The organism is Paraburkholderia phenazinium, from assembly GCF_900141745.1.
In the GTDB taxonomy this organism is placed as follows: Bacteria; Pseudomonadota; Gammaproteobacteria; order Burkholderiales; family Burkholderiaceae; genus Paraburkholderia; species Paraburkholderia phenazinium_B.
On sequence record NZ_FSRM01000002.1, the window covers coordinates 292,709 to 304,805 of the forward strand.

A 12,097-nucleotide genomic window follows, 5' to 3' on the forward strand; every position below is an offset into this window, starting at 1 on the left:
CCGCCGTACCGCGAAACGGCGTAGCTACGGATGGGGTGCCAGTTGCTTTAACCCGTGTCTCATCGGTTGACGATTCCACCTCGACTGCCCTCTCGTGCGAATGAGCGCGGCACGCTCATAGACCTGCTAATCAAGCAGCCCGGAAGCGTATTTACGCAGCCTGACCGGCGGTCATCTTGAAGATCCCCTGCGCATTACCCGCATCGAAACGCAGGTCCGTTTCCCAGCGGCGCGTGTCCTGATCGAACGTCCGCTTGCGCGTGATGAACTCGTAGAACGATCCCGGCACCTCACGCGTCACCGTGCTGCCATCCCCCGCGCGGAATTCGCGCTTCACAATATCCGCCCGGTAAGCGGTCTGAAACACCCGGCCCGAACGCGAACGCTCGACTTCCGGTTTCATCGGACGTCCCTTGGCTTTTTCGTCGTCCGAAAGCTGGAACACGTCGGCGACGCGATCCGTCGCGTGATTGAATGCATTACCTTCGGTGGCGATCCACGCCATTTCCGCCGACTCCTTCAACAATACTTCGTAATCGGCCTCGCGTGGCGTCTCGTGTTGCCGCGCAAACGCGCCGACGATCACCGGGAGCAATTCGTGCGCCGCCGCGAGCGGCAGCACGCCTTCACGCTCGAGCTCCCAAAGATGCGCCGTGGCGAGCGGCGTCACCGGATCGCGCGATGTCCCGATCACATTCGTGACGGCCTGCTGAAATTCAGGCGAGAAGCGCTCCGGATGCAGTTCGCTGACGAAGAACTGGGCGATTTCATCGGGTGCATCCTCATGCGCCCATGCGCGGCCCGTCATGCCAAGACGATCGAGCGGATAGCGTCCGTTGATGCGAAAACCGAGCGGCCGCAAAATGCGAGCGAATGCGGCCTCGCCCGGCGGCAACGCTCCACTCGACGCCCAACGCACCGTGCGCAACGCCCCGTGATCGAAGTACACGCTGCCGCCCACGGTCAGCGCGTCCTGCGTGTAGGCGCGGCCGTTCGCCGAGCGCGCCAGCAGGTCTTCGAACAGGACCATGTTCATCGCCTGCGCGAGCTCCGCGCGGGTGACCACGCCGGGTTCCCATTCATTGAGGACTTGCGGATGGTTCAGCGTCTTGAAGAGCGCCGCGGTCTTCTCGGCGCCGATCAGTTTCAGCAGCAGTTGTTCGACATTTGCATTTCGCGGGTTCTGCACGGTCTTTCTCCGGAGCGCGGGCTGCATGAGCCAACGCATGTAGGGGGGATCCGCCAGTGCCGCGTCGCTTGGACGCAAGCCGGCATCGTTCGACGGCAATTATTCAAATCCACGCGGGTGCCGTAAAGCGAGATAAACTTCAGACTTGATGCGTTTTCGGAATCAACGTGCGAAAGTTCAAGATCCCCAACATGGGCGCGCTGCTCGCTTTCGAAGCGTCGGCACGGCATGAAAGCTTCACCCACGCAGCACGCGAACTCTTTCTCACCGAGAGCGCGGTCTCGCGGCAGATCGCGACGCTCGAGGGCAATCTCGGCGTACGGCTATTCGTGCGGGTCAAGCAACGCGTCGTGCTCACCAAGGCGGGCAAGGTCTACAGCGCCCAGGTGCGCCGAGCGCTAGAAGGACTCGACCGCGACACGCTGTCGATCGTCGCGCACGGCAGCGGCGGCGGTTACCTCGAACTGGCCGCCCTCCCCACCTTCGCATCGCACTGGCTGATTCCGCGCATGGGCGAATTCAATGCGCGCTATCCCGACGTCCGCGTGAACATGGGCGTGCGCACCGGCACGTTTCCGTTTGCGGAGACCCACTTCGAAGCGGCGATTCACTACGGCAAGCCGACCTGGCCCGGCACGTCTGCGGACTTCCTGTTTCGCGAGGAGGTCATTCCCGTCTGTGCGGCGAGTCTATTGAAGCGGCCCGTGACCACGCCCGCCGAACTGCTCGACTACCCGCTGCTGCACTCGACGACGCGCCCGGATGGCTGGGCGAACTGGTTCGAGAAACTGGGTGTGGACGATAACCGTACGATGCAGGGCGTACGCTACGAATTGCATACGATGTTGATCAGCGGCGCCGCGGCGGGGCTCGGCATCGCACTGGTGCCGCGTTTCTTCGTGGATGCGCAATTCGCGCGACTCGGGCTGATCGTGCCGTTCGACGCGCCGGCGATTGCCGAAGCCGCCTACTACCTGGTCTATCCCACCGAGCTCAGCCACGGTCGCCCGCTAGCGAGCTTCCGCGAGTGGTTGCTGGAGCAGGCTGCGGCCTATGGGGCCGCGAATCCTGTGTTGGCCAGCGAGGCAGACGAAGACTGAGCGGCCGCTTCCGGCCTTCTGGCATTCGATTCGCTAACGCTTCTGGTCGATCTGGCAATAGAGACGTCGATCAACGGGCCTTGGCGAGCGCGCTCAGATTGCCCTCGCCGAATCCGTGATGTCCCTTGCGCTGCACGATTTCGAAGAAGATCTCGCCGGCGCGGCGCCGCACAAACGTCTGAAAGAACAGCAACGGCACGCCATCCACACCGATCTCGCCGTCCACCAGAATCCGCCCGCGCTTGAGGCGCTCGAGATCGAGCCCATGCCCCGGCAAACGCGCATCGATCTGCTCGTAATAGCGCGGCGGCGGTTCGACGAATTCAATGCCATTGGCCATCAGTTGCTCGACGCAGGCAAAGATATCGCCGGTGGCCAAGGCGATATGCTGCACACCCTCGCCCGGATGGTCAGGCAAATACTCATGCATCAGACTCGTACGCTGCGTGCCTTCCTCGTAGAGCGGAATACGGATCGCCCCGCACGGCGACACCATCACGCGCGATTCCGCGGCGACATGCCAGTTGGCGTGCAACTCGTGAATCTCGCGGAAGTTAAGCAGGTCGCGATAGAAGTCGAGCCACTCCTGCATCCTGCCCGCGCCGACGGTTTGCGTCAGATGATCGATGGCGACCAGACCCGTGCCGGCATGACTCAGATCCGCGTGGGCGGTGTCGATTTCGATGGGACGAAAATCGATGTCGAAGATCGAGATGTCGCCCACACCGCCGCGCAGACCACCCCGGCCGCGCCAGCGGTCGACGAAGTAGATATGCGAATCGCCGATGCCCTGGATGGACGGGATCACCAGCTCGCCCTTGCCGACCTTCTCCCCTTCGAAGGCCCAGGCGCCTAGCTCGACGGCCCGGTCGAAGGCCAGCTGGGCGTCGGCTACGCGAATGCCCACAGCGCAGATGCCCGCGCCGTATTCCTCTGCGTAGCGCGCAGCGAACGAATCCGGCTCGGCATTGAGCAGGAAATTCATCTCGCCCTGGCGGTATAGCGTGACGTACTTGCTGACGTGCCGCGCAATCGGTTTGAAGCCGAGTTGCTCGAAGGTCTGCCCGAGCCCCTGCGGATCGCGCGCGGCGAACTCCACGAACTCAAGACCAGCTGTGCCGAGCGGATTGTGTTCCGGGTCCGATACGGCCTGCATCGCGTCGCCCGGAGTGGGCAGGTCGCTGGGCATGGCACTCTCCTTGTTCATACTTTCCGACGCTCTTCCTGATGTTGTACGCAGGCCATCGCGATTACGCAATGCCGCAGCGACCTGGGGATGTTACGCACTACGCAAATTGCGCCATAACTTTCGCACCGTGTTTGTACACCGGAGACGGGGCAGCCCGCAACTGCATTTTGTACTGAATGGTTCACTTTGGCGTGAGCTCGCTGGATTGACGGTACTGTCTCGCTGAACGAGCCTGGGCGCGGCGGAAGCAGGCTCAGGCGGGCTTGCGGCGGCGCTTTGACGCCTTTGGCGCGCCAGTGTCTGCGTTTGCGCTGACGCTGGTGCCGGTGCTCCCGCGTGCTCGGGCACCGGCACTAGCGCTGGCCTTGACCGGCGCCGCCGCCGTATCCGCCATGCGTTGCCGCGCGACCGTTCGCAGCGCATCGATCAGGGCCAGCCCCACCGGCGACGGTTGCGTATCGGAGCGCCGGATCAGGCCGACTGGCTCGCCGGTCCCGGCAAACGGCAACGGGAGGCGTACCAGCATGCCATGTGCCAACTCGTATTCGACGGCGCTTTGCGGCACGAACCAGACCGCGTCGTTCTCGAGCGCCAGCGCGCGGCCCGTCGATACCGACAGCACCTCGACGAAGGCCGAAAGCGGCGGCACACCCCACGCCGCCAGCAGACTATCTGCGGACTGCCGGATCAGCGTGCCGAACGGCGGCACGACCACCGTGAAGCCTTCGAGCAACGCGGCCGGCAACCCGGCGCTTGCCTCGAGCGGATGCCCGGCGCGCACGACCGCAATCAGCGGCTCGGTGAAAAGTTGCTCGAAGCTAAGTCCGACCATTCGCTCGGGATCGGCCAGACGCCCCACAGCGAACTCAATCGAACCGGCCTTCAAACGCTCCAGCAGTTCCGCGTTCGCGCCGGTCGCAAGACGCACAATCACGCGTGGCCATTGCGCGCCGAACAGCTTGAGCACCCGCGGCACCAGCGCGCTGGCGACGGTGGGCAGAATACCGATCTCCAGCGTCGCCGACGCCGCGCCTTCGGCCCTCGACAGCAGATCGACACCAAGCCGCAACGCACTGACGCAGGCGCTGGCGTGCGGCATGAACAATTGCCCTTCGCGGGTGATCACGGCCCCATGACGGCCGCGCTCGAACAGCCTGACGCCGAGAATGGCCTCGAGCTCGGCCACCGTCTTGGAGACCGCCGGCTGAGTGATGGACAGGCTCTCAGCGGCCTTCTGGACCCCGCCGAACTGCGCGACGGCCAGAAAACACTGGAGATGGCGGAATTTGACGCGGCTATCCGCGAGGCTTCGTTGCATAACGACAGGTTATACGAAAGGCGAGAAAACGTCATTTTTCATAACTTCTCGGATTAGTTAAAGTCCCGACATAGCCTGCTATCCCATAATTCATCCAAGGAGACACCCCATGGACGAGTCCATCCTCACTCCGCGCGATTTCGAATCGCACCCCGCTCACGTGTATCCCAGCTACGGTTCATCCGTGAAGCGCGGCCCGACACGCCCGCTGATTCCGCTGAAGGAAAAGCTGCGCGATCAGCGCGTGCCGGTGTATGGCGCAGAAGACCTCGGCGAACTCGACAACGACCTGACGCGCAACGCCGCACGCAATGGCGCGCCGCTGGGCGAACGCATCATCGTGACGGGCCGCGTGCTCGACGAGGGCGGCCGCCCGGTGCGCAATACGCTGGTCGAAATCTGGCAAGCCAACGCAGCCGGCCGTTATGTGCATAAGGCCGACCAGCACGACGCGCCGCTCGATCCCAACTTTCTGGGCGCCGGACGTTGCCTGACCGATAACGAGGGCCGGTATCGCTTTCTGACGATCAAACCAGGCGCGTATCCGTGGGGCAATCATACGAACGCGTGGCGTCCGAATCACATCCACTTCTCGCTGTTCGGCGACCACTTCGGTTCGCGACTCGTGACGCAGATGTATTTCCCCGGCGACCCGTTGCTGGCGTTCGATCCGATCTTCCAGGGCACACCTGAGCAGGCACGCGAGCGTCTTGTATCGCGCTTCTCGCTGGATACGACCGAAGAAGCCTACGCGCTCGGCTACGATTTCGACATCGTGCTGCGCGGCCCTAACGAAACTCCGATGGAGCGCTAAGCCATGACCACACTCAAGCAAACGCCTTCGCAAACGGTTGGACCGTACTTCGCGTATGGGCTGTGCCCCGAGCAGTACAACTTTGATTTCAAGAGCCTCTTCACTGCCGCGGTTGCCGATTACGAAGCCGCTGGCGAGCATATTTCGGTTGTCGGCCAGGTGTTCGATGGCGATGGCAAGTTAGTAGGCGATGCGATGCTGGAGATATCGCAACTGGACAGCCAGGGGAAGTATCCGGCTTCGCGCGAAGAGATCGCGTCGAGCGGATTCCGCGGGTTTGCTCGGGTTGGCACCGGGACGGATCCGCAGAAGCGGTTTATCGTCGAAACGGTAAAGCCGGGGCGGGCTTCAGCGAATGAAGCGCCGCATCTGAATGTGATCCTGACGATGCGCGGGATGTTGCTGCATACGTTCACGCGGATTTATTTCGACGACGAGGCGGCGGCCAATGAGAGCGATCCGGTATTGGCTGCTGTGCCGGCGGAGCGGCGCACGACTTTGATCGCGCGACGTGTGCCGGGGACCAGCAAGACCGTTTACCGGTTTGATATCCATATGCAGGGCGAACAGGAAACCGTGTTCTTCGATCTGTGATCGATCTTTCACGGGGCTTTCATATTGGCGCGATAGCATTGCCTCTCGCGATCTTGATCGCGAAACTCCGAGTACTTTGGGCCCGCTTGTGTGCGGGCTTTTTTTCGTTGTGTCGTAGCTGGCGGTGCCCTCTTTCCTCTCACCCCAGCGGCTTCACCCCAATCCACCACCCGTGCAACCAGAACACAAACACGACCCACGCCACCACCCCAACCACCACCGCCAACGCATCCATCGCCACCGTCCCGGCCAGATAAACCGCCCCTGAAACCAGGTCCCGCCGCCGCGCAGCGCGATAGCCCAGCACACCCCAAACCAGAAAAGCTGCAAACAGGACAACCGCGTTCAAAGTCCCATTAGCCAGCAGATGCCCTAAAGCCCACAGCGCGGCGCTAAGCGACATCGGATGCTTGACCCAGGTCTTAAAGTGATTGCGCGGGACGTAAGCCGCAACAAAGAGAACAAACGCAATCAGCGTCAGCAATGCAGTAAGATGCGGCGCCCAAACCGGCGGTGCCCACAGCAAGACAGGATCGCGTCGTGCGATCCCGTACCCCCAGATGATCAGCACCAACCCCACGCCAGAGGTTACCGAATAGAGGCCCTTCCACCCATTCGCCCCCAAGCGCGCAATCTGCCGTGTACGCCACGATTCGGCAAAGATTCGCACCGAATGCGCGCCCAGAAAAATTACCAACCCCAGTACCAGTACCGACATGGCAAGCTCCTCGCGACGGGTGTCGACCGATGGCCGCGATTGTCGCTCAAGACACCCGTCCTGCCAATGCCGGATTGCCGGGCCTCAGCCCGGCCGTGAATTCACTCCGCAGCCGGAATCCACGCCGCGCTGGCCGCGTCACTCGCGCGAAAAGCCGGAAATTTGGCGCCCAGTTCGGCAACCGTCTTGATGTCGTTCTTCACGAGGTCGTCGCGTGTGATCAATGTCGGCTTCACCACGATGTGATGCCCGGGATCGTCTCCTGCCACTTCCAGCGCGGCCGCGCGTACCGACACTGCGCCCACGACCGCCGGATTGGTTGCAGCTGTGGCGACCCACGGGCTATCCGGCGCGCGGATCGCTTCGATGTCCGCGGTCGAAATGTCCGCGCTGTAAATGCGGAGCTTCGAGCCGAGGTTCGCCTCGTTCGCCGCGAGCGTCGCACCACGCGCAAATTCGTCATACGGGGCAAACACCACACGAATCTCCGGATGCGCACGGTAAGCAGCGGCCGCCTGATTCGCGACGGATTGCGCGATCGGGTTGTCCACCGTGCCCCAACGCGCTTTCTCCTGCACCTGCGGATGCGCGCTCTTGAAGTCGCGCCACACCGCATCGCGGCGATCGAGCGGTGCGAAGCCCGCTACGTACACATACCCTGCCGCGAATGAATCGCCATTGTCTTTCACTGCCTGAGTCAGCAACAGCGTGGCCAGATCATGATCGCTCTGCTCGATCTGCGGCACTTTAGGATTATTCAGGTCGACGTCGAATGCGACCACCTTGATGCCCTTGTCGAGCGCGCGCTGCACCACATCCTTCAGCGATTCCGGTAAGCCGTGATTCACGATGATCGCCGAGACCCCCAGGCTGATCGCCTGCTGGATCTGCTCACGCTGCTCGGCGGCGTCCTGCCGTCCTTCGTAAATGCGCAGATCGATGCCGAGCGCCTTCGCCTGCTTCTGTGCGCCTGCCTCATAGGCCTGGAAGAAGTCCCCAGTCGACAGGTAGTTGACCAGCGCGATCTTCACGCCACCTTTATTGAACGGTGCTGGTGCGCCCTTGAGCGGCTCGGCCTGGATTGTCTGACCCAGCAACACGGTTGCAGACAGGAGCACCAACGCGCCGACCACGCGACGCGCACCCGATTTACGACGAAACAGTGATTTCATGAATGCTCCTCAGCGCGTTGTCTAATAGTTCGTGAAGTTTTAAATTCGAAGGCGAAGCGTTAGCCCGCATGGACCGTGTGATGAGCGCGATAGCGGGCACCCGGGTGTGGCTCAGCCAGACGCGCACTGCCGCCGTGCAGCTTTTCGCGCAACGTGCCGCTCTCATAGTCGGTCTTGTAGACGCCACGTCGTTGCAGTTCGGGCACAACCAGATCCACAAAATCGCTAAACGTCTCGTGCGTCAGAGCGTAGGCGAGGTTGAAGCCATCGACATCGGTCTCTTCGACCCATGACTGCAGCTCGTCGGCAATCTCCTGCGGATCGCCAACCGAGAGCGGCCCAAGGCCGCCTATGCCGCCCCACTTCGCGATCTCACGCACGGTCCACACACGCGTAGGATCGGCGCTCGAGAGCGCTTCCACCGCGGACTGCACCGCGTTGCTCTCCACGTGACGCAGCGGTTCGTCGAGGTCGTACTTCGACAGGTCGATACCTGTCCAACCCGACATCAACGTAAGCGCGCCCTCATCGCTCGTATAGCGCCGGTAGTCCGCCTGCTTGGCGTGCGCTTCGGCCGAGGTCTTGCCGGTAATCACGGTATGCAGATTAAAGATCAGCACGTCGTGCGGATCACGGCCGAACGACTTCACGCGAGCGCGAATATCGGCCACAAACTGCTTCAGAATGGTTCGCGAAGGCGCCGCTATGAAGATGCATTCGGCGTGCTGTGCCGCGAAATCCTTGCCTCTCTTCGACGCGCCCGCCTGATACAACACCGGTGTACGTTGGGGCGACGGTTCACAGAGGTGAATACCTGGTACGTCGAAATACTGTCCGTGGTGATCGATCGGATGCACTTTGGAGGGTTCGGTAAAGACCTGCCGTGTCGCATCGCGTACAACGGCATCGTCTTCCCATGACGATTCCCACAGCTTGTAGCAGACATCCAGATACTCTTCGGCCAACGCGTAGCGTTCGTCATGATTGGCCTGGCTCGGCAATCCGACATTGCGTGCCGCGCTGTCCAGATACGACGTGACGATGTTCCAGCCGACTCGTCCGTTGGTCAGGTGATCGAGTGTGGACATACGCCGCGCGAACGGATAAGGATGTTCGTACGAAAGCGAACACGTCACGCCAAAGCCGAGATGCTCGGTCACGTGAGCCATTGCGGACACCAGCAACACCGGATCGTTGACCGGCACCTGCGCGGCCTGACGAATCGCCGATTCGCCGTTGCCCTTGAAAACGTCATAGATGCCGAGCACGTCAGCAATGAACAGGCCGTCGAATTTGCCGCGCTCGAGCAGCTTCGCGAGATCGGTCCAGTAATCGAGGTGCTTGTAGCGCCAGGATGTGTCGCGCGGATGCGCCCACAATCCCGGCGATTGATGTCCGACGCAGTTCATGTCGAATGCGTTTAGACGGATCTGTCTGGCCATAGTCGGATCCAGTTAGGTGATGCGCACAATGCCCACGGCAAGCGCGAATTGAACGTCAAATCGCGCCGTGACGCGGGGGCAGTACGTCGTTCAGGTAGTAGTTGCCAACCGCGATGTATTTCCAGCGCACCGGGTCGTGCAAGGTATGAGTGCGTGCATTGCGCCAGTGACGATCAAGGTTGTGCTCGGCAAGCGTGGCCTGGGTACCGGCCAGCTCGATCAGACGCGTGGACGCCTGCAGCGCGATCTCAGTGGTCGCGGCACGCGCTTCGGCCACGGCAATGGAAGCCGAAGCGACCGTCTGCGCTGTCGACTCCTTAACCGCAGCGTCCACTCGCCGTCCGGCACGTTCGAGAAGCGCCTCGGCCGCGTGCAATTGCAGTGCAAGCTTGCCGAACAGTTCGAGCGTTAGCGGATCATCACTCGCTCGCTCAACCCCGCTATCGATCCACGGTCGCGAACGTTCGCGCACGAAACGCCGTGCGTCGGCAACAGCGGCGCGTGCGATGCCGAGATCGACCGCAGCGTGAATCAGTTGACCGATCGGCCCGACCGTCGTGGGCCGCGCGTCGAACGCCGAGCTGTAAGGCACGACGGCGGATGCCTCGACGTACACGTTGTCGAGCGTAGTCGTGCCGCTACCGGTCGTGCGTTGGCCGAATCCGGACCAGTCATCCACCACGGACAGCCCCGGTGTTTGCGCGCTAGCGAAAGCAACATACAAGGTGTCGTCCGCCGCCTTTGCGACAATCGGAATCCACTGCGCAAACAGCGCACCCGTCGAGTAGAACTTCGTGCCGTTGACGCGAAAGCCATCGCCGTCCGGCACGAGCGTGGTCCGATAATCGGCGACTGTTTTTGTGCCGCGCTCGGAGAGCGCATTGCCGAATCGCTCTCCCGCCAGTGCACGTTCGAAATAGAACGCCTGTTGTTCGCGTGTACCGTTTACGCGCAGCACGTCGAGCATGTAAAAGTGGTTCTGCGGAATCTGCCCGAGCGCCGGATCCGCCTCGGAGATGATTGCGGTCACCTCTGCAAGCGTGGCGTACGAGACCTCCGCGCCGCCAAACTCGCGCGGCACAGCAATGCCCCACAGACCGCTCGCCGAATAGATGCCGATCTCGGCATACGGCAAGCGGCGCTCGCGGTCGCGCTGCGAAGCGCCTTCCGCAAGCGTGCCCGCAACCGCATGTGCAACCTCGAGTGCCTGCTGATCGTTCGCGATACGCGCTGCCTGCGGCGCATGAGGCGCGTGAGAAGCCACGGTTTCTGCAAAAGCATTCATAACGTCAATTCCACGGATGGCGAGCCGGTTTGACGCCGTTCAGATAGTAGTTGCCGACCAGGTGATATTTCCAGCGGACGGGATCATGCAACGTATGTGTGCGTGCATTGCGCCAGTGCCGGTCGAGATTGTGTTCGCCCAGCGTGGATTGCGTACCGGCCAGTTCGAAGAGCTTTTCGCTCGCCAGCAACGCAATCTCAGTGGTCAACACCTTCGCTTCACCTACTGCCACCGACGCCACCGCAACGTCGTCCTCGGTCGTGTCGCCTTTCGCGGCGATCACATCGAGTGTCCTTGCGGCGCGTTCGAGCAGCGCTTCGGCCGCGTGCAACTGGATATGCAGGTGCCCGACTTCGCGCACGGTCAAAGGATCGTCGCTGGCGCGCTCGACGTTACTGTCGATCCACGGGCGCGAACGCGTGCGCACGAACTTCAGGGTATCCGCTATCGCCGCTTGCGCGATGCCGGCGTCGATTGCTGCCTGGATGATCTGCGAGATCGGGCCATTCAGCGTGGGAAAATCGGAGACGCGATGCGCAGGAAAGACATGCGACGCCGGCACGCGCACCGCTTCGAGCACCACCGTGCCACTCGCAGTAGTGCGTTGCCCGAAGCCCGACCAGTCGTCGATCACATTCAGGCCCGGAGTGCCCTTCGGGATATAAGCGAGCCAGCCCTTGCGCTCGTCGTCGAGCCCCAGCACCGGCACGAAATGCGCAAACAGTGCGCCGGTCGAATAGAACTTGGTGCCATCGACCACGTAGTCGCCGCCATCACGCCGCACGCGCGTTTTCAGATCGAGTACGTGCTTCGTGCCCTTCTCGGAGAAGCCGTTGCCGAAGCGCTTGCCTTCCAGTATCTGGGTAAAGAAATAGCGCTTCTGATCTTCCGTGCCGGTCAGCGAAATCACATCGACAAGGCCGAAGTGGTTTTGCGGCAACTGTCCCAACGACGGATCTGCCGCCGCGATGATCTTGATCACTTCGGTAAGCGTGACGAAGGAAACACCCGCGCCACCATAAGCCTTCGGCACGGTGATCGCCCACAGCCCTGATTGCGAGAACCACTCGATCTCTTCATGCGGCAAACGGCGCTCGCGATCCCGCTGCGGCGCGTCTTGCGCGAGGCGAACCGCCAGTTCGTGCGCCACGGCGATGGCCTGGGCGTCGTCCCGAATGAGGCGCACCGCATGCTGACCTGCACCGCTTGTATGCGATGAGGTCGCTTCGTAAAGCTCGGCCATACAAATCTCCGCTTGAGTGACTGTTCGCACAAT

The 12,097-nt window shown here is 62.0% G+C and carries 11 protein-coding genes; 3 read left to right on the forward strand and 8 right to left on the reverse strand.

All coding sequences use genetic code 11. The features are described 5' to 3' along the window. Window positions 1-151: 151 nt before the first annotated feature. Entirely contained in the window at window positions 152-1,189 is a 1,038-nt protein-coding gene (locus BUS06_RS21400) for a DUF1338 domain-containing protein (protein WP_074269224.1), read from the reverse strand. Between the two features lie 167 nt (window positions 1,190-1,356). On the opposite strand from BUS06_RS21400, the gene BUS06_RS21405 reads away from it, so the two are divergent. Continuing rightward, window positions 1,357-2,289, forward strand: coding sequence for a LysR substrate-binding domain-containing protein (locus BUS06_RS21405; protein ID WP_174567543.1), 933 nt, complete (start codon window positions 1,357-1,359; stop codon window positions 2,287-2,289). Between the two features lie 70 nt (window positions 2,290-2,359). Here BUS06_RS21405 and BUS06_RS21410 read toward each other — a convergent pair whose 3' ends face one another. Both BUS06_RS21410 and pcaQ read right to left on the reverse strand, forming a co-directional pair. Further along, entirely contained in the window at window positions 2,360-3,478 is a 1,119-nt protein-coding gene (locus BUS06_RS21410) for a 4-hydroxyphenylpyruvate dioxygenase family protein (RefSeq protein WP_074266442.1), read from the reverse strand. A 253-nt stretch (window positions 3,479-3,731) separates the two neighbouring features. Next, complete coding sequence (pcaQ, locus tag BUS06_RS21415) at window positions 3,732-4,796, reverse strand: pca operon transcription factor PcaQ (RefSeq protein ID WP_074266443.1); 1,065 nt, start codon at window positions 4,794-4,796, stop codon at window positions 3,732-3,734. 109 nt (window positions 4,797-4,905) lie between these two features. Between pcaQ and pcaH the strand changes: the two genes are divergently transcribed. Continuing rightward, window positions 4,906-5,610, forward strand: a complete 705-nt coding sequence (gene pcaH / locus BUS06_RS21420) for a protocatechuate 3,4-dioxygenase subunit beta (RefSeq protein WP_074266444.1) — start codon at window positions 4,906-4,908, stop codon at window positions 5,608-5,610. A 3-nt stretch (window positions 5,611-5,613) separates the two neighbouring features. Next, window positions 5,614-6,204 carry a protocatechuate 3,4-dioxygenase subunit alpha gene (gene pcaG, locus BUS06_RS21425; RefSeq protein ID WP_074266445.1) on the forward strand — a complete coding sequence of 197 codons (591 nt, stop codon included), beginning with the start codon at window positions 5,614-5,616 and terminating at the stop codon, window positions 6,202-6,204. 139 nt (window positions 6,205-6,343) lie between these two features. On the opposite strand, the gene BUS06_RS21430 is transcribed toward pcaG, so the two are convergent. From BUS06_RS21430 to BUS06_RS21450, 5 genes are all read right to left on the reverse strand, one after another. Next, window positions 6,344-6,922, reverse strand: a complete 579-nt coding sequence (locus BUS06_RS21430; RefSeq protein ID WP_074266446.1) for an NnrU family protein — start codon at window positions 6,920-6,922, stop codon at window positions 6,344-6,346. 101 nt (window positions 6,923-7,023) lie between these two features. After that, window positions 7,024-8,094, reverse strand: a complete 1,071-nt coding sequence (locus tag BUS06_RS21435; protein WP_074266447.1) for a substrate-binding domain-containing protein — start codon at window positions 8,092-8,094, stop codon at window positions 7,024-7,026. Window positions 8,095-8,153: 59 nt separating this feature from the next. Beyond that, window positions 8,154-9,536, reverse strand: a complete 1,383-nt coding sequence (locus tag BUS06_RS21440; protein ID WP_074266448.1) for an LLM class flavin-dependent oxidoreductase — start codon at window positions 9,534-9,536, stop codon at window positions 8,154-8,156. A gap of 55 nt (window positions 9,537-9,591) precedes the next feature. Further along, window positions 9,592-10,821, reverse strand: a complete 1,230-nt coding sequence (locus BUS06_RS21445; protein ID WP_074266449.1) for an SfnB family sulfur acquisition oxidoreductase — start codon at window positions 10,819-10,821, stop codon at window positions 9,592-9,594. Window positions 10,822-10,825: 4 nt separating this feature from the next. After that, window positions 10,826-12,064, reverse strand: coding sequence for an SfnB family sulfur acquisition oxidoreductase (locus BUS06_RS21450; protein WP_074266450.1), 1,239 nt, complete (start codon window positions 12,062-12,064; stop codon window positions 10,826-10,828). Window positions 12,065-12,097: the final 33 nt, after the last annotated feature.